Origin of the sequence: Dickeya sp. MK7, from assembly GCF_000406305.1 — a bacterium.
GTDB classification, from domain to species: Bacteria; Pseudomonadota; Gammaproteobacteria; order Enterobacterales; family Enterobacteriaceae; genus Dickeya; species Dickeya fangzhongdai.
Genome location: NZ_CM001984.1, coordinates 2,760,069 through 2,781,934 on the forward strand (window position 1 = coordinate 2,760,069; position 21,866 = coordinate 2,781,934).

Sequence of the window (21,866 nt, forward strand, 5' to 3'; positions counted from 1 at the left end):
GGTAAAAAAATGCGTCTCTTTTGCGCCCCCTCCCAAATAGGTAAGCGATAATGACAAGTTAATGTCATAGTTTCATACTGTTATAGTCATTTATTTTGTCACTGTACTCACCGCCTCCCCCTTGTGGAAATTGGGAGGTACCTCTTTAGGGGTATAGGGTTACCCCTGAAAATAAGAAAAAATGACCTTGTGATGCGTGAGGCTGTTCTCACGGCAGGCAGCAGGGTTCGGTTTTTTGTCGATCTCCATCAACGCGTAACACCATACCCGCAGTACAGTTTTATCACACAAACGCGTTTCCACTTTCGTCACAGGCGGTTTCCCGATGTTCAGACGCTTTCGGCTTCCACTCTCGCTGGTCAATCAGGTGGCGTTGCTGATGTTGCTGCAGGGTCTGTTGGGGATTGCGGGCATGGCGGTTTCCAGTTGGATGTCGCAAAGCATTCAGGGCAATGCGCACGCCATCAATACCGCCGGCTCTCTGCGCATGCAGAGCTACCGGCTGCTGTCGATGGTGCCGCTCGACGCCGGCGGCGAGCGCTATTTGCAGGAGCTGGAGCAGGATGAAAACGACGACGACCTGCGTCAGGCGGTGGTGCGCGAGGGGCTGAGCGACCAATTCAGCACCCTGCGGCATTACTGGGCGGAGCAGCTTAAACCGCGCCTGCGCCAGGCCGAACGCCCGACCGACGCCGCCACCGCGGTGGCCGATTTTGTCCACCATCTGGATACGCTGGTGCTGGCCATCGACCAGAAAACCGAGGCGCACCTGCGGCTGGTGACGCTGGTGCAGCGCGTTTTTATCGGCATCATGCTGTCGCTATTGCTGATCACCTTTTTCTATTTGCGCCACCGCTTGCTGGCCCCCTGGCGTAAGCTGGTGTCGATGGCGCAGGCCATCGGTCAGGGCGAATTCCATCAGCGGGTGACGCTGCGCGGTCAGGATGAAATGAGCACGCTGGCGCAGGCGCTGAACAATATGTCGGATGAGCTGTCGGCGATGTACCGCGATCTGGAACGGCGGGTGGCGGAAAAGACCGCTGACCTGCAACAGAAGAACGACACGCTGGCGTTTCTCTATCGCGCCAGCCGCCGGCTGCATACCAGCGCGCCGCTCTGCAGCCGACTGCTGCCGGTGCTGGACGAGCTGAGCGCGCTGATGCCGCTGTCCGATATCCGCTTACAGCTCTATGAAGACAATCATCAGGCGCATGTGACGCCCTCCAGCCTGACGCACATTCCCGACCCCGACGCCTGCCCGGACAGTCACTGCAAACGCTGCGATCGCCTTGCCCCGCCCCGCATGGCGACCGAAGGCAAACCGGTAAGCTGGGATCTGCACGACAAACTCGGCCATTACGGCGTGGTGCTGGCGCGGCTGCCCGACCACCAGCAACTGACGCCCGACCAACACCAGTTGTTCAATACCCTGCTGGAGCAACTGACCAGCACGCTGGCGCTGGAGCGGCAGTCCAGCCATCAGCAGCAGCTGATGCTGATGGAAGAACGCGCCACCATCGCCCGCGAATTACATGACTCCATCGCCCAGTCGCTCTCCTGTCTGAAGATTCAGATCAGCTGCCTGCAGATGCAGCACACCGCGCTGACGCCGGAGATACAACAGCAACTGGACGCGATGCGCGATGAAACCAATACCGCCTACCGTCAGTTACGCGAGTTGCTGACTACCTTCCGGCTCAAACTGTCGGAGTCCGGTCTGCTGGCGGCGTTGCGGGCCACGGCGGACGAATTCAGCCAGCGCCTCGGCTACGATATCGCGCTGGACTACCAGCTGCCGCTACAGGCGGTTTCCGCTCATCAGGGCATCCATCTGCTGCAGATCGTGCGTGAGGCATTGAGCAATATTTACAAACATGCGCAGGCTACAGCCGTCGGCATCACCCTGCGTCAGCAGCAGCGGTATATTGAGCTGCGCGTGCGCGATAACGGCATCGGCATCAGCGATGACATCGGCCGCGCGAATCATTACGGTTTGATCATCATGCGCGACCGCGCCCGAAGCCTGCACGGCGACTGTACTATTCAACGTCTTGCGTCCGGCGGCACAGAAGTCTGCGTCAGCTTTCTGGCAGACTACCGCCAGCCCCCCGTATTATCAGGAGAACACCATGACTAACGACGCCGCCACCGTGCTGCTGATTGACGACCATCCGATGCTGCGCAACGGCGTCAAGCAGTTGCTTAGCATGGCGCCCGACCTGCGCGTAGTCGGCGAAGCCAGCCACGGCGAGCAGGGCGTTACGCTGGCGGAACAGCTGGATCCGGATCTGATTCTGCTGGACCTGAACATGCCCGGCATGAATGGGCTGGAAACACTGGCCCGGTTGCGGGAAACGCCACTGTCCGGGCGTATCGTGGTGTTCACCGTTTCCAACCACGAAGAAGATGTCATCAGCGCATTTAAAAACGGCGCCGACGGTTATCTGCTCAAAGACATGGAGCCGGAAGACCTGCTGGTGGCGCTGCATCAGGCCGCCGCCGGCAAAATGGTGCTCAGCGATGCCCTGACGCCGGTTCTGGCGGCCAGCCTGCGGGAAACGCGCAGCAGCGACACGCGGGATATCCAGCAACTGACCCCGCGGGAAAAGGATATCCTGAAGCTGATCGCCCAGGGCCTGCCCAACAAGGTCATCGCCCGCAAGCTAACGATCACCGAAAGCACGGTGAAAGTGCACGTCAAACATCTGTTGAAAAAAATGAAATTGCGCTCCCGGGTGGAAGCCGCTGTCTGGGTGGTGCAGGAGAAGATTTTTTAACCGGCGGCGGCCGGACGCCGCCAGCCGGAATAGACCCAGCGATGTCGCCCTTACCTTTTAATGTCAGAAATTACAGTAAAATACCCTCACCTACACTTCTATACATTTGTTTGCACTGGGGGTGATAAAGTAACACCTGATCATGGTTTTTAGTACTTTATCGCCATTTTCCTAGATATTTCCCCATATTCCTTTCCTAGACTCACCTTGTTCGGCGTTTCATTGCGCTTTCGCCAGGCTTAACCGGAGGAAAAAGAGAATGAAAGTCAGAGAACGATTTATTGGACTGGAATGGCTCCGGTTTCTACTTGGATGTTATGTCATGGTCTATCACACCGTACATATCTATCCACAGCGCGAAAAGATCCTCTTTATGAACGAACTGACCAGCATGGGGTTCTTCGCCACCAGTACTTTTTTTGTGTTATCCGGCTTTCTGCTGACGCACGTTTATCTGCGTGACGGCCAGTTGCGGGAACCTGCCCGGCACTTTTTGGCCAAACGGTTCTTTAACCTTTACCCGATCCATATCATCGGGCTGGTGTCATCCATCGTGGTGGTCAGCCTGATGCACTGGCTGGCGATTCCGCCGGAAGGCCAGGTCGCCAGCGCCCGCTTCGTCATTTACGACAGCAACGACCCCAGCGTCGCGCCGGAGACATTGCGTCATTACATGGACAATGCTCAACTGGCTTTTAACGGCTTGCTGCAATTACTGATGCTGCAGGCGTGGAACCCTTATTTTCTGACGTTCAACGCGCCGTTGTGGTCGGTTTCGACGCTGTTCTTCTTTTATCTACTGTTCCCGCTGCTGGCGCCGCGGCTTTTAGGCAGCCGTTACCCGCGCCTGTGGCTGATCGCGATGTTTGTGCTGTACCTGCTGCCGCCGATATGGGTTGTCTGGCATCAATTATATGGCGCGCCTTACACCGGTCTGCTGCAACGCAGCCCCCTGCTGCGTCTGCCGGAATTTCTGGCCGGGGTGCTGGGCTACGCCATTTTCCGTCAATACCGCGACGGCACACTGCCGGCGCTGAGCCGTATACAGCGTAAAGCGCTGGGCGTCTTTATCAGCCTGAGTTTTATCGTCGCCACCTGGCTGTTTACCCATGGCGACCGCTACTGGTATTTCCTGTTGCACAACGGTCTGTTGTTACCGGCGCAGGTGGCGCTGGTGTGCCTGTGCGCTCACTTCCGCGAGCCGGACAGCGACACGCTGAAAATCTGGGCCACCCGCCTCGGTGCGGCATCGCTGTCGATCTTCGCCCTGCATGTACCGCTGTTCAATCTGTTCCGCACGCTGGAACAGCTGTTGCGCGGCGACCCGTTGCAGTGCTTCACCGACTGGACGGCCTGTATCGACGCAGCCGGACGAGTCGAACTGTCCATGACCGGTTATGGCGTGTTCCTGCTGACCACTGTCGCACTGTGCGTGGTGTTTCAGGAACAGGTGGTCATCCGCATGAAACAGGCCTTGACCGAACGTTTCCTGGGCCGCCGTTTCCAACCCTCCCGCAGCGCAGCCTGATGATAACGGCTATCGCGGTGATGTGATCGTCATCACCGTTATAGCCGTAAATCATTAATCGCACGGTTTATAACAATTTCCATTCTAATTATGGGACACTTATACCTAGAGGCGCAGCGCGATTCCTGTTAATGTTTGCCTCGCCGGAAAAAACCGGTACATCGATGCATCGGCAGACCGTCTGAACGGCGTCTTTCACTTTTAGTCACCCACTGTTTTATCTGACATCATGACACATTCCAAACACGCACTTTCGTCGCTGAGTCTGTTTATCGCCCTCAGCGCCGCAGGCATTTCCACCAGCCATGCGGACACCGTCTGGTTAACCAACGGTGACAAGATCAGCGGCCAGATTACGCTGCTGGACAGCGGTAAATTATTCATCAAAACCGACTATGCCGACACCGTGTCGGTCACCTGGGACAAAGTCAAAACCTTCCAGACCGACCACGGGATGGTAATTCAGGGACAACGCTACGAAAAAGGCGTGCTCTACCCGTCCATCAAGGCATCCGACAGTTCACGCGCCATCGTTGCCCAGCCGGCAAGCGTAGATGGCCAGCAGGTCAGCGCCGGTCAGGAAACCCTGCCGCTGTCTGACATCAACTCAATGGTGGTGCCGCGCCGCTGGGTGGAAGATTTCTCCTGGAAAGGCAACGTTGATGTCAGCCTGGCCCACAAGAAAAGCTCCACCGAAACCGACAACCGCGATGTCACATTGAACACCCGCCTGCGTCACGGCACCTGGCGTCACAATCTGGATGCCAGCTACCACATGACCAAAGAAGACAATGTGGAGAGCACCAAAAACGCCGCCGGCGAATACGCGCTGGATAAATTCATCGACGAGCACTGGTTCTGGCAGGGCCGTTATGAATACAAACGCGACTGGGTGGAAAACATCAAGATCAACCGCTCCGTCGGTACCGGTCCGGGTTACCAGTTCTGGGATAACGATCTGGGTTCCTTCTCCGTCACCACGCTGGTGAACTCCCAGACCTTTACTTATCAGAACAACAGCGAAGACAATTTCTACTCCGGCGGCCTGAAGTGGAACTATGATCGTTTCCTGTTCAGCAAGCGCACCGAATTGTTCACCGATGGCGAAGTGGGCCGCTCGTTTGACAGCACCACCCCGCTCTACTTCAAAGCTGGCGCCGGTCTGCGCCTCAAGGTTACCGACTGGTCATCCGTCAGCATGAAGGTATCCCGCAACCGTACCGAAAGCGTTCAGGGCAACGTCAACGATACCCTGTACTCGCTGGGTCTGGGCGTCGGCTGGTAATTTCCGGCCCGGTTCCTGCGATTGCCGCAGGAACCGTTTCCCTGTACCACCGTGTGTTCGGTCCATAAAAAGTTTCATGACTAGTCCTGATATAGGTTGACAGTTGTTTGCCCGTAAAACGCCTGATGAACTTCATCAGGCGTTTTGTATTTCAGGGCCAGATGTGGCCGTTCATGGTTATAAATTGCTACAGACTCTTTCACCATTTTCCTTGCCTGTGCCGGATCGGCCGGGCGTGAGAGTAAAAATTCACTCTTCAGGATCCCGTTTATTCGTTCCGCCAGTGCATTCTGGTAGCAGTCGTAACCATCTGTCATTGAACAGGTTATTCCGTATTCTTTATGCACTGACTGATAAAGTGCTGAACAGTATTGTATCCCCCTGTCTGAGTGATGTATCAGAGGGCCTTCTGTTTGCCTTTGCCGCAGTGCCTGTTTGAACGCTTTTACTACATTTTCAGTGTGCAGGTTTTCATCCACATGATAACCCATGATTTTTCTTGAGCAGGCATCAGTGACCAGACTCAGATAAACCGTGCCTTCAGTGTCTTGTCCGGGTGACTGTTCAATAGATGGTGCAGTTTACGTGTGCCGATCCTCGGCTGGCGGCACCGGATCCGGGCAATAACATCCAGAACCTTACTATGGTGTGCATGTCGTTGATTGCAGCGGGCATTGTACTGATACCATGCCTGTCTGCTGTGACCCAGAAATTGGCAGGCGCGCGTAACGGTTATTTTTGAGGTCTGACCTTGAGCAAGGACTTGCCGGGCCGCTTTTTTACGACACTCACCCCGTAATCATTTTTCAGGACATTGATAACCGACTCAAAAAACTCAGCCTTCTGGTTCGCCAGCTCAAGCTGTTCTTCAAGCTCTTTGATTCTTTGCTCGGGGGTGAGTGGGGTATTTGTCTGAGCCACAAGCAATTTCCTCTTCACCAAATTCGGAAGTCCGGGGCTCCAGTCAAGCCGGCCATATTTACGCAGCCAGACAAGGACAGTGGAGCGCCCCTGAATACCGTATCGTTGCTGAGCCTGTTTGTAGGTCATTTCACCTTTTTCGACTTGCTCAACGACGGCTATTTAAAGGATAGAGGATAATCACGTTGGGTACGTTTGAACTCAGTCATCATCACGTTCTCCAGATTTAAGTCAGGAACGTGTCAACGCTATTCAGGACGGATCATCACCCATAAAAAAGCCCGGTTTTCTCACCGGGCTTTTCTTTAGTGCTACCGCTCGCCTTTACTGCGGCTTCGGTTCCTGTTTAGACAGGTCTTCCGCAATCTGGACGGTTTCATTCAGGTAAGCGTCCGGATCCTGATAATCCTTCGGCAAATCATCCAGCGTTTTCAACGGCGGTTTACCCTGACGCTTCAGTCTATCGTTGATGCGCTGCAGACGCGTAGCCTCGTCTTCGTTGTTTTCTTTCTGGCGTTGAGCCAGATTCAACGACACGTGGTTGCGCTTCTCTTTCAGCTCCTGATACCGGGCCACATCCTGCTGGATGTACTGGAACTCCGGATCCTTGGCGATACGCGCGTTATGCTGATCGAGCAGCCCCGGCAACAGCGGTTTCATGTCGCCCATCACCGTATAGCTGGCCGGTTTGATGCTGTCCCACGGCAAGGCGTTGTCTTCAAACTTCTCGCCGGTATCCACCATCTCGTTGCCGGTCGGCATCACGATATCAGGCGTGACCCCTTTACGCTGGGTGCTGCCGCCATTGATACGATAGAACTTCTGGATGGTGTATTGCACCGAACCCAGCGCTGGCCATTCCGGGCGCAGCATCTGATCGTAAATGCGGTTGAGCGAACGGTATTGTTGCACCGTACCCTTACCGAAGGTCGGCTCGCCGACAATCAGCGCGCGGCCGTAGTCCTGCATCGCCGCCGCGAAAATTTCCGACGCCGAGGCGCTAAAGCGATCGACCAGCACCACCAACGGACCTTTGTAATAGATAGTGTCGTCGGTATCGCTGTCTTCACGCACTTTGCCGTTGTTGTCGCGCACCTGCACTACCGGCCCGGTGGGAATGAACAGCCCAGACAGGCTGACCGCTTCCGTCAGCGCGCCGCCGCCGTTGCCGCGCAGGTCAATGATGATGCTGCTGACATGCTCTTTCTCAAGCTTCTGCAACTGCACTTTCACATCATCCGTCAACCCGACGTAGAAACCGGGAATATCCAGTACGCCAACCTTGTCTTTACCCGCATCCTTGATCGACATTTTCACCGCGCGATCTTCCAGCCGGATACGTTCACGAGTCAGGGTAATGGTTTGCGTTTTGGTGCCTTTGCCGGCAGGCAGCACTTCCAGACGCACCTTGCTGCCTTTCGGCCCTTTGATCAACGCCACCACGTCATCCAGACGCCAGCCGATCACATCCACCATCGGCTTGCCGGCCTGACCGACGCCCACGATGCGATCGCCAACGCTGATGCGTTTGCTTTTCGCCGCCGGGCCGCCCGGCACCATGGAGTTGATCACGGTGTAATCTTCATCCATCTGCAGCACCGCGCCGATGCCTTCCAGCGACAGGCTCATCTCGGTATTGAACTGCTCGGTATTGCGCGGCGACAGATAACTGGTGTGCGGATCGATTTCCCGCGCGAAGGCGTTCATGATCAGCTGAAACACGTCTTCGCTGTTGGTCTGCACCAGACGGCGAATCGCAAACTGATAACGTTTGGTCAGCGTTTCCTTGATTTCCGCATCGGCCTTGCCGGTCAACTTCAGGCTCAGCCAGTCATATTTGACCTTGGCGTCCCACAACGCGTTAAGCTCATCCACGCTTTGCGGCCAGGGCGCCTTGGCGCGATCGAGATCGATAGCATCGTTGCCGTTCAGGCTGATCGGTTTTTCCAGCAGCGTCAGCGCGTACTGGTAACGTTCGAAACGGCGCTTCTGGGCCAGATTGTACATGGCGTACGGCAGGCTGAGTTTGCCGCTTTTCAGATCGTCGCCCAACTCGCCTTTCTGACCGGAAAATTGCGCCACGTCGGAAGCCAGCAGCACGTTATGGCTGTAATCCAGCATGTTGAGGTAACGATCAAAAATCTTGCCGGAAAACTGCGCATCCAACATGAACTGGCGATAGTGGGAACGCAGGAAACGCGACGCGACGCGTTCGCTAACGGTGGAATGCTGCGCTTCCGGCTGCAATTGGGGGATTTGATCCGCGCGGGTGATATTCTCACTGGCAAAACTGCATCCAGACAGCAAAAGCCAGATTAAAGCCGCTGCTTTGACAAATTTGTTCATGCCCAGGTTGGCCTCCGTATCAGAACTGCAAATGTTCTGCGCGTACGATCATCGCCAGTCCGGAAGCCAGCTGTACCCTGACTCCATCTTTGGCGATCTCAAGCACAGTGGCATCCATGGCGTTTTTGCCAGCCCTGACTTTGATTTCCTGGCCGATTTGCAGGCTGGAAATATCCGTCACCGCCTGCCGTTCCGGTTGCACCGCTCGGGCCGCTTTAGGCTGACGGGGTTGGGATTTTTCGGATGACGGAGAAGCAGTCTGTGCGGAACGGGAAGAGGAAGAACGCGGCTTGCGCGGCGCGGCGCCGGCGGCATCACGCTCACGACGCGGGGCATTTCTGCCGCCAGCCGGACGCGGACGGGACGGTTCGGCTTCGCCGGACTCGCGTTTCTTCGCCTGCTGCTCCGCCCGCTGGGCCTGAACGCGGGCTTTGGCCTCTTCCAGCTGCTTGCGCGCATGTTCTACATGCTGCTGCTCAAGCTCGCCGCACGAATTGCCATCAAGATCGACGCGCTGGGCGCCCAGTTTGACGCCATACAGATAGCGCCAGCTTGACGTGTAAAGACGGAGTGCGGAACGCAGCTGCGTCTTGCTGACGTGTTCAGATTCGGACACGCGTTCGACCAGATCCTGAAAAATACCAATCTTTAACGGACGCGCTTCGCCTTCAAGTGTGAAACAGAGCGGAAAACGCTCTGCCAGATAGGCGATCACTTCTTTACTACTGTTCAACTTAGGTTGATTTTCCATGAAATTTCCTGATTACAACGGGTTTGCCAACCAGCGCAGGCATGAACAGGCGTCATTATAATGACGCCATCGGCAATTGCTACGTTATCCTTGTCGCAACGTAAGAGAATTGATGAAAGCCAGCACGTCGCTCTGTGACAACTGGCGGCATAGCGCGGCCGTCACAGCATTCAGCCCGTCTTCGTCCACGGCATCAAAACGGTGATGAATGGTGCTGTCGATATCCAGTACGCCAATCAACTGCCCGTCGACCGTCAGCGGTAACACAATTTCGGCATTGCTGGCGGCATCGCAGGCGATATGGCCGGGAAATTCATGCACATCGCCGACCCGCTGCACGCGGTTTTCCGCAACCGCCCGACCACAGACCCCTTTTCCCGCCGGAATACGCACGCAGGCCGGGCGCCCCTGAAACGGCCCCAGAAACAACGTATCGCCGTCCAGCAGGTAAAAGCCGGCCCAATTCACACCATCCAGTCGTTCAAACAGTAACGCGCTGCTGTTTGATAATATCGTGATGAAGCGATCTTCACCGGCAATCAGCGCCGTCAGATCACGCACCAGCTCATCGTAGAATTGTTCTTTTTTCATAGCTTGTAATAGGCAGAAATTGTCTTTACGGACCGCCTGACGGCTGACGCCCGCAGCACATTAATAAAGTTTCGGATCAGGATGCTACAGGATTTCTCTTGTTAGCCCAACCTTCACCGCACGGCGCCGTCACAGGACAGCGGGTTATACCTTTCCGCCTGGCATCCTGTCCTTGCCGTACGGGCTACCGCCTGGTGACGCCATCAATGTCAACTGACAAGGGTAGCAGTGATTTTGTGTCGTCCATCATTCAGTTACACTATGATAATACCTGTCCTGTTAACCTGCCCGCAGGAAATATGAAAATTTATAACGCCGCCCCGTCCGCCGGGCCGGCTGATTCCCCGCCTGCCGCGCCGCGGCGGCTTCAACGTTGCCCGCAATGCGACCTGCTGTTCACGCTGCCCCGGCTCAAACGCCATCAGCACGGCCACTGCCCGCGCTGCGCGGCGCATATCGCCAGCGGCCGCGACTGGCCGATTGTTCGACTGGTGGCGATGGCGCTCGCCATGCTGGTGTTAATGCCCTTCGCCTATACCGAGCCGTTGATCAATATCCGGCTGCTGGGGGTGTCGATTAACGCCAGCCTGCTGGAAGGCATCTGGCAAATGACCCGTCAGGGCCACCCGGTCACCGCCAGCATGGTGGCGTTTTGTATCATCGGCGCGCCGGTGACGCTGGTATTCGCCCTGCTGTATCTGTTCTTCGCCCCGCGGGTCGGCATGAACCTGCGCCCGGTGCTGTTGCTGTTTGAGCGCCTGAAAGAGTGGGTCATGCTGGATGTGTATCTGGTCGGTCTGGCGGTCGCCTCGATTAAGGTGCGCGAGTTTTCCGAGGTGCTGCCCGGCAACGGCCTGCTGGCGTTTCTGGCGCTGATGGCGCTCAGTCTGCTGACCCTGATTCATCTTAATCCCGAACAACTCTGGCAACGCTTCTATCCGCAGCGCGCCGCTCCGGCCTCGCCGCAGGCGCTGGTCTGCCTGTCCTGCCGCTTCACCGGCGCGCCGGACCACCGGGGCCGCTGCCGCCGCTGTCATATTCCGCTGACGCTGCGCCGCCCCTATAGCCTGCAGAAATCCTGGGCCGCGCTGATTACCTCCGTGATCCTGCTGTTTCCCGCCAATCTGCTGCCGATATCGGTGATTTACGTCAACGGCGTTCGCCGGGAAGACACGATTTTTTCAGGAATTATGTCGCTGGCCGCCGGGAATGTCCCCGTGGCGCTGGTGGTTTTTATCGCCAGTATTCTGGTGCCGTTCAGCAAGGTGCTCATTACCTCAACTTTGCTGCTGAGTATTCATTTTCGGGTCAAACACAGCCTAATGACGCGCATGCGGCTGCTGCGCCTGATGACCTGGATCGGGCGCTGGTCGATGCTCGATCTGTTCGTGATCGCCCTGACCATGTCGCTGGTTAACCGCGACCAATTGCTTGCTTTTACCATGGGACCGGCGGCGTTCTATTTTGGCGCCGCCGTTATTCTGACAATATTGTCTGTCGAGTGGCTGGATAGCCGACTGATGTGGGATAACGATTAATAATCGTAGGATAACAATGCAGAACCAAACGCCGATGACACCAACTGAAGCCAACGTCAAAACCCGGCGCCGCCTGTCGCCATTCTGGCTGCTTCCTTTTATCGCCCTGCTGATCGCCGGCTGGCTGCTGTACACCAACCAGCAGGAACGCGGCGCGACGGTGACCATCGATTTCGTGTCGGCGGACGGCATCGTCCCCGGCCGCACGCCGGTACGCTATCAGGGCGTCGAGATCGGCACCGTGCGCAACATTAAGCTCAGCGACGATTTGCGCACCATCCAGGTCATCGCCAGCATTCGCAACGACATGAAAGACGCGTTGCGCAGCGGCACCCAGTTCTGGCTGGTTACCCCCAAAGCGTCGCTGGCCGGCGTGTCCGGTCTGGATGCGCTGGTCGGCGGCAACTACATCGGCATGCTGCCCGGCGGCGGCGAGCCCGTCAGTCACTTCACCGCCCAGGACACTCAGCCCAAATACCGCGTTAACAGCGGCGAATTGCTGATACATCTGCGCGCCGACGATCTGGGTTCGCTGAACGCCGGCTCGCTGGTCTATTTTCGTAAAATGCCGGTAGGGAAAGTCTACGATTACAGCATCAACCCCGATCACAACGGCGTGATGATCGATGTGTTGATCGACCGCCGTTTTACCGGGCTGGTGAAAAAGGACAGCCGTTTCTGGAACGTGTCCGGTTTGAAAGCCGACGTCAGTCTCAGCGGCGCGACCGTCGAAATGCAGAATCTGTCCGCGCTGGTCAACGGCGCCATCGCGTTCGACTCCCCCGAGCAAGGGGAAGCGGCGGCCGCAGACCAGAATTACACCCTGTACCCGGATCTGGCGCGCAGCCAGCGCGGCGTGCTGATCACGCTGGATCTGCCCTCCGGCGATAAACTGCGGGCCGGACATACGCCGCTGTTGTATCAGGGGCTGGAAGTAGGCACGCTGCAACGCATCGCACTGGAAGCGGCTCAGCGCGTCACCGGGGAGCTGATTGTCGACCCGTCCGTGGTGCCGCTAATGCGGGAAAACACCCGTATCGAACTGGCCGCGCCGCGTCTGTCGCTGAACGACCTCAATCTGCCCAGCCTGCTGGGCGGCACGACCCTGACGTTGATCCCCGGCGATGGCGAGCCGAAGCAGCGCTTCACCGTGCCCGACGCCACCCAACAGCAGCTACAGCAGCCCGGCGCGCTCACCGTTGAATTGACCGCCAGCCAGAGTTACGGCATCGACAGCGGTCAGCCGGTTGTCCTGCACGGCGTACAAATCGGCCGGATTGTTCAGCGCGCCTTAACCGATAACGGCGTCAGCTTTACCGCCGTTATCGACCGTCAGTACCGTCATTTGTTGCATAAAGACAGCCAGTTCATCGCCAGTAGCCGGGTCAACGTCAAAATGGGGCTGGATGGCGTTCAGGTGCTGGGCGCCAGCGCCCAGGAATGGTTGAGCGGCGGCGTGACGGTGCTGCCGGGACGCACTGGCGACGCCCAGCCGCGTTATCCGCTCTACAGCGATCGGGAAAAAGCCGGCGCCGGGATTCAGGGCGCTACCCCGCCCACCACGTTGACGCTACTGACCGACAGCCTGCCGGATATTCAGGAAGGTTCGGTCGTACTGTACCGCAAGTTTCAGGTGGGTGAAATCACCCGCATTCGCCCGAAAGCCGACACCTTCGAAATCGATGTTTATGTCCGGCCGGAATACCGCAACCTATTGACCGACAACAGTGTCTTCTGGGCGGAAGGCGGCGCGCGCGTGCAACTTAGCGGCGCCGGACTGACCGTGCAGGCGTCTCCGCTCAGCCGGGCGCTGAAAGGCGCCATTAGCTTCGACAACGTGGACGGCGCCGCCGACGTACAGGGCGGCAAACGGCCGTTATACAGTAACGAAACCGCCGCCCGGGCGATTGGCAGCCGCATTACGTTACGTACCTACGACGCCAGCAAACTCTCCGCCGGGATGCCGATTCGTTATCTCGGCATCGATATCGGCCAGTTGGAGTCGCTGAAACTGGCGGAGCAGCGGGATGAAGTATTGGTGCAGGCGGTGCTCTATCCGGAATATGTCCGCAACTTCGCCCGCGCCGGCACCCGCTTCTCGGTGGTGACGCCGGAGATTTCCGCCGCCGGCGTCAACCACCTGGAAACCCTGATCCAGCCCTATATCAACGTCGAGCCGGGCAGCGGCGCGTTTACCCGCAGCTTTGAACTACAAAAAGCCACCATTTCCGACTCCCGCTATCAGGACGGGCTGAACATCAGTGTTGATACCGCCGAAGCCGGGTCGCTGCAAATCGGTACTCCGGTGTTGTTCCGCGGGATTGAGGTCGGCACGGTGACCGGCCTGTCGCTGGGTTCGCTATCCGACCGGGTATCGGTGGCGCTTCGCATCAGCAAACGCCATGCACATCTGGTGCGCGACAATTCGGTGTTCTGGCTGGCCTCCGGCTACAACCTGCAGTTTGGCCTGACCGGCGGTGTGATCAAAAGCGGCACCTTCCAGCAATTTATTCGCGGCGGCATCGCCTTCGCCACCCCGCCGGCCACCCCGCTGGCGCCTGCGGCACAGGCGGGCAAACACTTCCTGCTGCACGGCGAAGAGCCCGGCGGCTGGCGCGACTGGGGAACCGCGCTGCCGGAACGATAGGCGTCATGTCTGCGACTCACCGGCTTATAGCGGTGAGTCGTCATCCCTTCCGGCGGAAGAGATATGGTAAGATTCGCGTCCTGATTGTAGCTGTAACGGAACCATTTCTGTGGCCAAACCTATTCCCGCGTCTCTCACTCCCGACTTTCTGACCGCCATGCAGGCGATCATGCCTGCGCACCTGAGCATGGACACGTTCATCGACGCCTGCCAGCGACCGCTGCGACGCAGCCTCCGCGTTAACACCCTGAAAATCAGCGTGCCCGATTTTCTCGCGCTGGTCGCGCCCTACGGTTGGGAGTTAGAGGCGGTGCCCTGGTGCGATGAAGGATTCTGGCTGCTGAACGCCGATGAGGAAGCCATGCGGCTGGGCAACGCGCTGGAGCACCTGGCCGGCCTGTTCTACATTCAGGAAGCCAGTTCGATGTTGCCGGTCAGCGCGCTGTTCATGGGGGATGACGCCCCGGAGCGGGTGCTCGACATGGCGGCCGCCCCCGGCTCCAAAACCACCCAGATCGCCGCCCGGCTCAACAATCAGGGATTGATTGTCGCCAACGAATATTCCGCCAGCCGGGTCAAGGTATTGCACGCCAACCTGCACCGCTGCGGCGTCAGCAATACCGCCCTGACGCATTTTGACGGCCGGGTATTCGGCAACGCCTTACCGGAGACGTTTGACGCCATCCTGCTGGACGCGCCCTGCTCCGGGGAAGGCGTAGTCAGAAAAGATCCCGCCGCCATGAGTCACTGGTCGCTGGAGAGCATCGCCGATATCGCCGCGACCCAGCGCGAACTGATCCTAAGCGCCTTCCATGCCCTGAAGCCGGGCGGCGTGCTGATTTATTCCACCTGTACCCTGAACCATCAAGAAAACCAGCATGTTTGCCGCTGGCTGATGCAGCAGTTCCCCGACGCCTGCGAGATCGAATCGCTGGAGGCATTGTTCCCGCAAGCGCACCGTGCTATCACCGAAGACGGCTTTTTGCACGTCTTCCCGCAGATTTACGACAGCGAAGGTTTTTTTGTGGCGCGCTTGCGTAAAACCGCCAGCGTAACGCCGCTGGCGGCGCCGGATTACAAACTCGGCAAGCTGCCGTTTACCCCCATCAACCCCAAGGATGCGCAGTTGATTCGCCAAAGCGCGCAGCGGTTGGGCCTGCAGTGGTCAGAACAGCAATTACAGCTGTGGCAACGGGACGATGAGATCTGGTTATTTCCGGCGGCATTGCAGCCGATGCTGGGCAAAATGCGTTTCTCCCGCATGGGCGTCAAGCTGGCGGAGCGCTTTGCCAAAGGGTATCGCTGGCAGCATGAAGCCGTTGTGGCGCTGGGCAACCCCGACAGCCCAAACACCTACGCGCTCAGCGCGGAGCAGGTCGTCGACTGGTTCCGCGGCAAAGACATTTATCCGCCCTCGCCCGTCAGCCACGACGAGGTGTTGTTGACCTGGCAGCAGACCACGCTGGGATTGACCAAACGTGTCGGCCAACGCCTGAAAAACAACCTGCCTCGTGATCTGGTTCGCGATGGCGCCAACCTTGTCTCCGCTATCGGATAATCTTTGACCGGGCCGCCGTACGCGGCGTCCCCAGTGCGTTTTTTTCATCTACACTCACAAGCAGGGCGTGGCAACCTGTTGAGGAATCTATGTTCGCACTGGTGATCTTTGTCTGTTACCTGGGAGGTAACTGCGAGAGTCTGGTCGCGGGAACCTATATCAATGAACCACAATGTCTGGGTGCCATGGAGGAACAGCAAATCCGTAACGGCGGCTGTTTTCCGGTTGATGATTTTCGCAGCGGGTACTGGAAACCGGCTCACGAGTATCGTGACCGCTGACGCTGATGGCACCGCAAAAAAAGCAACGCCGCAGCTGTGACGGCGTTGCCCAAACAGGTGTGATGGTTATTGCCTGTTATTATTGGAATTTCATAACGGTCAGAATTTCACCCACTCATCTTCGGCGGGATGATGTTTCGCCGATTCAGTCGCCTTGCGGTGAGTATCTTTCTTCTGCGCCGGTTTTCGGCCGGTCTGGCCTGGTTTATTCAGCAGTAATGTCTGATGACTTGCTGGTGAACTGACATGGTGAGGATGCCCATCGTCGCCCAAATGAAACGCCGATACCGCCTGCGCCAGCATCCGCGACTGTTCCTCAAGCGAATTGGCCGCCGATGACGACTCCTCCACCAGCGCCGCGTTTTGCTGGGTCGTGGTGTCAAGTTCCGATACCGCCTGCGCGATCTGGGATATTCCCCGGCTTTGCTCATCCGAAGCCGACGCGATTTCCCCCATGATGTCAAATACATGAGCTACCGAGCTGACAATATCCTGCATGGTTTTTCCCGCTTCCCCCACCAGCGCTGAACCGGTATTGACCCGCGATACCGATTCATGAATCAACCCCTCGATTTCCTTTGCAGCCTGGGCGCTGCGCTGCGCCAGATTGCGCACCTCGCTGGCGACTACCGCGAACCCTCGTCCTTGCTCGCCGGCTCTCGCCGCCTCAACCGCCGCATTCAGCGCCAAGATATTGGTCTGAAAGGCGATGCTGTTGATCACCGTCGTAATATCAGAAATACGTTTGGAGCTGCTGGAAATGTCGTCCATGGTCTTCACCACGTTATTGACGATTTCACCGCCCTTGACCGCGTTCCGCGACGCTTCAGACGCCAGTTGCGACGCATGGTGGGCGTTTTCAGAGTTCTGTTTCACCGTCGAGGTCAACTGCTCCATGCTGGCGGCCGTTTCCACCACCGCCGCCGATTGCTGCTCGGTGCGGGACGAGAGATCGGTATTGCCCGCCGCGATTTCCGCCGATGCGGATTCGACATGACCCACCCCTTCGCGGATATCCCGGATCATGGTGCGCAGCTTGTCATTCATGTTGCCCATTGCGGTGAGCAACTGCCCCAGCTCGTCGCGACGCGTTGTGCTGACGACGGACGACAGGTCGCCGCTGGCAATCCGTTCCGCGACCGACAGGCTCAGTTTAAGCGGGGTAATCAGCTGTACCGAGATACGCCACGCCATGACGATACCCAGCAGGATCACCAGCAGGCCGGTCACCACCATATTGAATTCCGACGACTGGGTGGTTTGGTTGGAATTCGCCAGTTGTTGATTGAACAGGCCGCCGACATCCGCATTCAGTTTTTCCGCCGCTTCACTCATCGCCTGACTGGCGCGGGTTTCATCCTGAAAGGCGGCCAGATAAGCCGGCGCAGAACGGCGGTAGCCCGCGAAATACTCCCAGGCGGTGTTCAGCCATGCCTGTTGTTCCGCAGACAACCGCCCGGCTTTTTCCCTGATGGCGGTTTCGGCGACATCAATGCTTTTCATGGTCGCGCCCAGCGTATTATCCGAGGGCGTCAGCAGCAGGTCATGCGCCAGGTCGCGAATGTCCGCCATGTACTCGCCCAATTGGTACAACAGCACCTGAATGTCTGACGGCCCGCTCGCAACCTGCTGCCATTTATTATGGAATGCTTCCAGCACACTGCCGCTTTCATCCTGACCGATAGCCAAGCCGGCCGTATCCCGCTTTTTGCTGGCGGCGATGAACGCGTCCCGCACGACCCGATACGCTTTCAGGTCCTGCTCAATTCGGTTTACATCGTCAATCGTATCCTTATCCCAACTCAGCGCCCTCGCCTGCCGGAGAATATCGTCCATTTTATTAATCAGCTCGCCATTTTTATCGATAAAGCTGTAATCATGCGTGAATTGAAATTGTGTGCGCAGAATGCGGGCCTGCGCCAATGTGGCGTTAAGTTGATTAGTCGCCAGCGCCTTATCGTTATTATCCGCCACACTGCGAAATCCAATAACGCCGGCGATCAACACCACCAGCGACAATAACAAAACCGAACCAAAGCCTAATGACAGTTTGGTTCCCAGCTTAAGGTTTTCGTATTTCCCACCCAAAATAGTCATAGAATCACCATTTATGGCTCTCATGATGTGATTGTCATTCCATGTATATCAATGACATGCCATGAAAAATTAAATATCGTCATTTAATAATTACGAAGATAATCAACGTCCATTTTTTACTGCCATCCTGCCGTCAAAAATCGATTGATACGTATATACCCGTCATACTTCACGTTGCAGGTGCGTTGGCTTTATTACTCGGCCCATCCCTGGGCCTCGCCCCTTTGGGGCCGCGGTAAACCGCGTTCAACGCTGCTCCCGGCAGCGTTGTCGCTCACCCCAGTCACTTACTTGAGTAAGCTCCTGGGGATTCGCTGCGTCGCCGCGTTACAAGGCTCATTCTGAGCCTTGCCCTAAAGGGCCAACGCGTTGCGTTGTTCAACACGCCAGCGTGTTGTCCTGCAACTCGAATTATTTTGGGTATAAAGCCAAATTCAGTAAAAAATAATGGACACCGGAATGTGTCATACCGTCTTGCATGATTAAAATAGCCAATAAATCATGCGATTGTGAATTAACCGGGGCGCCGTTAAGAATGGTGAAAGAAAAACGATTTACGTTGATTATCAGAATTTCCGTTAACCGTTTAATCCCTCATAATCTATATATCATCCTTCCCATAATAGAAAGACATATAATACAAGGGTATAAGAACCCCCGCAGATCTATCATGACTGGATATTTCAGTGAAAATAAATAGCTCGTTAACAACAGCGGGAAAACAGCATATACCTCGGGATGATACTCAGGCGTGGCCTTCTCTTTATGACAAATCCGTCCTTTAGACGAACTAAACCTTTATGACGCGCTCAACCTGTGATGGCGCAATGGGGCGCTCAACTCTTGACGCGGTCGACCTTTCGCAACGGCGACGGTTTCTCTGCAGATGGAAATACCCGGCGCAGCCTGCGCGCGCCGGGTATTCGGATCTCAGAAGCTGGGGGTTAGCGTCAGCACCACCACACCGCGCGGGGTAACTTCATCCACCCCGCACTGGAATTGTGAGCCGCCGCCTTCAACCTGCATTTTACGCCCCGGCAACAGCGCCACATCGTAGATATCGCTCTTGCCGTCGATATCCAGCAACCAGCGACCATTGCTGATACTGGTAATTCCAGTATCCACCAGCCAGGAAGATGAACTCCCCTCCACCAGCAAAGGCGCATGCAACCCTGCCGGAATAAACTGCGGATCCGCCTTCCACTCCCCCGCGTCCTGCAGTTTTCCGGTTTTCAGCAGATTGCGCGGGATCAGGCAGATACCGCTGTCATCCTGACGGCTGACGGGCGCGTCATCCTGCTGCGGCGAGCCTTTACCGGTTGCCAGCCACGCCAACGACACGCCGGTATCCAGCGCGCAGGTGACCACCACATCCCCGGGAAAGAAATCACGGCGAATCCAGGTACTGATCGTACCGGGCGCGATGCCCAGCAAGTCGCCCAACTCTTTTTGCGTACTGAAGCCATAGGCATCAAGCATTCGACGCAGTACCGCCTTGCCGCCCGATGACAGGATCTGCTCATAAAGCGCTTTGCCTTTCAGCGGCGATTTATGCGTAAAAACATTCGCATTTGCGAACTCTCCGGTGACCAGCCATCCGGCATCGGCTCCGGTATCAAGCGCACACTTCAAAATAATATTACCCGGCACATTCCCTCGCTGAACCCAGTTACTGATTGTATTGGTAGGTATCTCAGTGACCTCGCTCAGTTCCTTCTGAGTCTTTACTCCGTAACTTGACATGATGCGTTCAAGCACGAAGGCCGCAGACACGGCATTACTATTTGTATTCAAAAACACCTCACGAGTATTTACATATACACGTTACGTGTTTTATAGTGTCTACACAGCACATGTAACACCATAGAACACCCTGGCCTGGGGGAGATATTGCTTTATGTCGGACGAGATTTCAATTCTAACGCACATTTCTGAGGAAAATCCTACCACAGCGAGTCCATCCGCGGTGACAGAAACCGGCTTTTCGGACGTCAGCCGACAGCCCCATGCTATCCCTGTTCGGGCGCTGTTTTCTTTCACCGGCTTGCGTAACGCAGCCTACGCCGCAGCGCCGATATCCGTGGCGTGGCGCGCAACGCGCCATACAAGGAAGCAGCGGTTCCGGTTTACCCGCACCGCGCTTCAGCATGATTTTGCAAATGCAAAAACAGCATTCATCACCGCCACGACGGCAGCCCTATTTTCCAGCCTCATTGCTGCCTGTGCGCTATCAGTACGGTATGGCGGTTCAACCGTTGTGAATGGCGGCAATGATTTTAACATCGAATTCGGAAATTCGAATTTCGGTTATATTCTGCGCCTGCTGCCGAAAACAGGCGGCAGCGATGGCAACCGAGCGTAATCATGAAGCCCCATTATGCCTTTACCGCCGACCATCTGCAGACCCTGCCGCCCAATTTGCGGGCGCTGATCGGAAAACACTTCGCGGATTCGCGCTGGGCGCAGACGTGCGTTTTTTACCGGCGTCTCTCCGAACGCTATCGCCGTACGCTGTGTTTTCATGCCGCACTGCATCACCGCTGGTGCGTCTATCAACTGGAAGAGATGGATGAAATGGCGCGCGAAAGAATTGTCAGCGCGCTGAATGAACTGCGTAGCGCATTCGGCTTGCCGGAAAAACAGGAGCACGATCAGTTGCTGCACGCGGTTCGGGTCCTCACCCTCAGCGAGCGCCGCACGCTGTTTTTCCATGCCGGGCTCACGACCCGGGAATTCGATCAACCCTTGCGACGCATTGACGAGTCGGATTGCCAGTGGTCGACAGCGCTTAGCCGCGCCCTCGGCGAGCTGCACAGTATGTTTACCGGAGCACCCGACATTCTGACCAGCATCAGACCCGAACACTATTTCAGACCCGAACACCATTCTCGTTGACGACAGTTTCGCTGACGACAGATCTCGCCAGAAAAAACGACCCTCGTTAACTCAACCGCCAGCACATAGGCCGCCGCTCAGGCAGGTCCGCATTGTTGCTGCTTAACATCAGGAAATTGTATGAAAAACACACCAACCAATCACAAGACTCAGTCTGTCGCAAGGCGGCAAATCCCGAATGACGTCTGGCGTACAGACCTTGCTCATCGCTATAGCGAACATCTGGACCAGTTGGCGCAACACGCCCGGCAGGAGCAGTTATCCGCTCAGGAACTGGTGGCCTTGCTGCAACAGGAAGCCGAAAACATCCGTCACCAGATTTGGGAGGCGCACTAATGGCAGACAGTATGGACATTTCCCAGGAGCAGCAGGCCATGCTGCTGGATGCGCAAATCGCCCATGCCCGCAAAGCCCCAGCCGCTCACACCGCCCACGTTTGTGAGGACTGCGATGCGCCGATTCCCGAGGCCCGTCGTCAGGCGATCCCCGGCGTGACGTGCTGCGTAGCGTGTCAGGAAATTCGCGAACAGAAGCAACGTCACTACCGCTCACCGTCCTAAACGTGCGGTCACTGACAGACAAGCCAGGGTCGATCTGCGGCTATTTATTCCCGCCGACAACCCGGCAAACACTCATCGAGCAGGTAAACGC

Annotated in this window: 17 protein-coding genes and 1 pseudogene; 12 read left to right on the plus strand and 6 right to left on the minus strand. The window is 56.7% G+C overall.

Going from position 1 to position 21,866, the window contains the following annotated elements; genetic code table 11:
* Window positions 1–325 precede the first annotated feature (325 nt).
* The 4 genes from narX (at window position 326) to DXXMK7_RS12005 (ending at window position 5,590) form a co-directional block, all read left to right on the plus strand.
* Window positions 326–2,137 carry a nitrate/nitrite two-component system sensor histidine kinase NarX gene (gene narX, locus DXXMK7_RS11990; protein ID WP_038919295.1) on the plus strand — a complete coding sequence of 604 codons (1,812 nt, stop codon included), beginning with the start codon at window positions 326–328 and terminating at the stop codon, window positions 2,135–2,137.
* The gene (narL, locus tag DXXMK7_RS11995) at window positions 2,130–2,777 is read left to right on the plus strand and encodes a two-component system response regulator NarL (protein ID WP_038658044.1); all 648 of its coding nucleotides are present in this window, start codon (window positions 2,130–2,132) and stop codon (window positions 2,775–2,777) included. The genes narX and narL overlap by 8 nt, the downstream gene beginning before the upstream one ends.
* A gap of 259 nt (window positions 2,778–3,036) precedes the next feature.
* Complete coding sequence (locus tag DXXMK7_RS12000) at window positions 3,037–4,305, plus strand: acyltransferase (RefSeq protein WP_038919296.1); 1,269 nt, start codon at window positions 3,037–3,039, stop codon at window positions 4,303–4,305.
* A gap of 229 nt (window positions 4,306–4,534) precedes the next feature.
* Entirely contained in the window at window positions 4,535–5,590 is a 1,056-nt protein-coding gene (locus DXXMK7_RS12005) for a DUF481 domain-containing protein (RefSeq protein WP_038919297.1), read from the plus strand.
* 80 nt (window positions 5,591–5,670) lie between these two features.
* On the opposite strand, the pseudogene DXXMK7_RS22320 reads toward DXXMK7_RS12005, so the two are convergent.
* The 4 genes and pseudogenes from DXXMK7_RS22320 to DXXMK7_RS12030 form a co-directional block, all read right to left on the minus strand.
* Window positions 5,671–6,723 (minus strand): annotated as a pseudogene (locus tag DXXMK7_RS22320) (IS3 family transposase).
* Between the two features lie 112 nt (window positions 6,724–6,835).
* Complete coding sequence (gene prc / locus DXXMK7_RS12020; protein WP_038919299.1) at window positions 6,836–8,857, minus strand: carboxy terminal-processing peptidase; 2,022 nt, start codon at window positions 8,855–8,857, stop codon at window positions 6,836–6,838.
* 19 nt (window positions 8,858–8,876) lie between these two features.
* Window positions 8,877–9,608 (minus strand): RNA chaperone ProQ, encoded by a 732-nt coding sequence (gene proQ / locus DXXMK7_RS12025; protein ID WP_038658037.1) that lies wholly within the window; start codon window positions 9,606–9,608, stop codon window positions 8,877–8,879.
* An 84-nt stretch (window positions 9,609–9,692) separates the two neighbouring features.
* Complete coding sequence (locus DXXMK7_RS12030) at window positions 9,693–10,199, minus strand: GAF domain-containing protein (RefSeq protein ID WP_038919300.1); 507 nt, start codon at window positions 10,197–10,199, stop codon at window positions 9,693–9,695.
* A 299-nt stretch (window positions 10,200–10,498) separates the two neighbouring features.
* Between DXXMK7_RS12030 and yebS the strand changes: the two genes are divergently transcribed.
* The 4 genes from yebS to DXXMK7_RS12050 all read left to right on the plus strand — a co-directional run bounded on the left by yebS (window position 10,499) and on the right by DXXMK7_RS12050 (window position 16,223).
* Complete coding sequence (gene yebS / locus DXXMK7_RS12035) at window positions 10,499–11,737, plus strand: membrane integrity lipid transport subunit YebS (protein WP_038919301.1); 1,239 nt, start codon at window positions 10,499–10,501, stop codon at window positions 11,735–11,737.
* Between the two features lie 16 nt (window positions 11,738–11,753).
* Window positions 11,754–14,384, plus strand: a complete 2,631-nt coding sequence (locus DXXMK7_RS12040; protein ID WP_038919302.1) for a PqiB family protein — start codon at window positions 11,754–11,756, stop codon at window positions 14,382–14,384.
* Between the two features lie 109 nt (window positions 14,385–14,493).
* Entirely contained in the window at window positions 14,494–15,942 is a 1,449-nt protein-coding gene (rsmF, locus tag DXXMK7_RS12045) for a 16S rRNA (cytosine(1407)-C(5))-methyltransferase RsmF (RefSeq protein ID WP_038919303.1), read from the plus strand.
* An 89-nt stretch (window positions 15,943–16,031) separates the two neighbouring features.
* Complete coding sequence (locus tag DXXMK7_RS12050; protein ID WP_038658027.1) at window positions 16,032–16,223, plus strand: YebW family protein; 192 nt, start codon at window positions 16,032–16,034, stop codon at window positions 16,221–16,223.
* 99 nt (window positions 16,224–16,322) lie between these two features.
* Here DXXMK7_RS12050 and DXXMK7_RS12055 read toward each other — a convergent pair whose 3' ends face one another.
* Together DXXMK7_RS12055 and DXXMK7_RS12060 are read right to left on the minus strand one after the other, a co-directional pair.
* Window positions 16,323–18,320, minus strand: coding sequence for a methyl-accepting chemotaxis protein (locus tag DXXMK7_RS12055; protein WP_038919304.1), 1,998 nt, complete (start codon window positions 18,318–18,320; stop codon window positions 16,323–16,325).
* A 930-nt stretch (window positions 18,321–19,250) separates the two neighbouring features.
* Window positions 19,251–20,093 carry a phage repressor protein CI gene (locus DXXMK7_RS12060; protein WP_038919306.1) on the minus strand — a complete coding sequence of 281 codons (843 nt, stop codon included), beginning with the start codon at window positions 20,091–20,093 and terminating at the stop codon, window positions 19,251–19,253.
* A 124-nt stretch (window positions 20,094–20,217) separates the two neighbouring features.
* Between DXXMK7_RS12060 and DXXMK7_RS22660 the strand changes: the two genes are divergently transcribed.
* The 4 genes from DXXMK7_RS22660 to DXXMK7_RS12075 all read left to right on the plus strand — a co-directional run bounded on the left by DXXMK7_RS22660 (window position 20,218) and on the right by DXXMK7_RS12075 (window position 21,775).
* Window positions 20,218–20,682, plus strand: coding sequence for a hypothetical protein (locus DXXMK7_RS22660; RefSeq protein ID WP_127353502.1), 465 nt, complete (start codon window positions 20,218–20,220; stop codon window positions 20,680–20,682).
* 2 nt (window positions 20,683–20,684) lie between these two features.
* Window positions 20,685–21,215 (plus strand): hypothetical protein, encoded by a 531-nt coding sequence (locus DXXMK7_RS12065; protein WP_049842492.1) that lies wholly within the window; start codon window positions 20,685–20,687, stop codon window positions 21,213–21,215.
* 120 nt (window positions 21,216–21,335) lie between these two features.
* Window positions 21,336–21,551 (plus strand): DUF2732 family protein, encoded by a 216-nt coding sequence (locus DXXMK7_RS12070; protein WP_038919308.1) that lies wholly within the window; start codon window positions 21,336–21,338, stop codon window positions 21,549–21,551.
* Complete coding sequence (locus DXXMK7_RS12075; RefSeq protein WP_038919309.1) at window positions 21,551–21,775, plus strand: TraR/DksA family transcriptional regulator; 225 nt, start codon at window positions 21,551–21,553, stop codon at window positions 21,773–21,775. Before DXXMK7_RS12070 ends, DXXMK7_RS12075 begins: the two co-directional genes overlap by 1 nt.
* The last annotated feature ends 91 nt before the right edge of the window (window positions 21,776–21,866 follow it).

What these genes read in the sequence shown, in the direction of transcription:
- narX (WP_038919295.1), top strand. Translation starts at nt 326, where the DNA reads ATGTTCAGACGCTTTCGGCTTCCACTCTCGCTGGTCAATCAGGTGGCG.
- narL (WP_038658044.1), top strand. Translation starts at nt 2,130, where the DNA reads ATGACTAACGACGCCGCCACCGTGCTGCTGATTGACGACCATCCGATG.
- DXXMK7_RS12000 (WP_038919296.1), top strand. Translation starts at nt 3,037, where the DNA reads ATGAAAGTCAGAGAACGATTTATTGGACTGGAATGGCTCCGGTTTCTA.
- DXXMK7_RS12005 (WP_038919297.1), top strand. Translation starts at nt 4,535, where the DNA reads ATGACACATTCCAAACACGCACTTTCGTCGCTGAGTCTGTTTATCGCC.
- prc (WP_038919299.1), bottom strand. Translation starts at nt 8,857, where the DNA reads ATGAACAAATTTGTCAAAGCAGCGGCTTTAATCTGGCTTTTGCTGTCT.
- proQ (WP_038658037.1), bottom strand. Translation starts at nt 9,608, where the DNA reads ATGGAAAATCAACCTAAGTTGAACAGTAGTAAAGAAGTGATCGCCTAT.
- DXXMK7_RS12030 (WP_038919300.1), bottom strand. Translation starts at nt 10,199, where the DNA reads ATGAAAAAAGAACAATTCTACGATGAGCTGGTGCGTGATCTGACGGCG.
- yebS (WP_038919301.1), top strand. Translation starts at nt 10,499, where the DNA reads ATGAAAATTTATAACGCCGCCCCGTCCGCCGGGCCGGCTGATTCCCCG.
- DXXMK7_RS12040 (WP_038919302.1), top strand. Translation starts at nt 11,754, where the DNA reads ATGCAGAACCAAACGCCGATGACACCAACTGAAGCCAACGTCAAAACC.
- DXXMK7_RS12050 (WP_038658027.1), top strand. Translation starts at nt 16,032, where the DNA reads ATGTTCGCACTGGTGATCTTTGTCTGTTACCTGGGAGGTAACTGCGAG.
- DXXMK7_RS12055 (WP_038919304.1), bottom strand. Translation starts at nt 18,320, where the DNA reads ATGACTATTTTGGGTGGGAAATACGAAAACCTTAAGCTGGGAACCAAA.
- DXXMK7_RS22660 (WP_127353502.1), top strand. Translation starts at nt 20,218, where the DNA reads ATGTCGGACGAGATTTCAATTCTAACGCACATTTCTGAGGAAAATCCT.
- DXXMK7_RS12065 (WP_049842492.1), top strand. Translation starts at nt 20,685, where the DNA reads ATGAAGCCCCATTATGCCTTTACCGCCGACCATCTGCAGACCCTGCCG.
- DXXMK7_RS12070 (WP_038919308.1), top strand. Translation starts at nt 21,336, where the DNA reads ATGAAAAACACACCAACCAATCACAAGACTCAGTCTGTCGCAAGGCGG.
- DXXMK7_RS12075 (WP_038919309.1), top strand. Translation starts at nt 21,551, where the DNA reads ATGGCAGACAGTATGGACATTTCCCAGGAGCAGCAGGCCATGCTGCTG.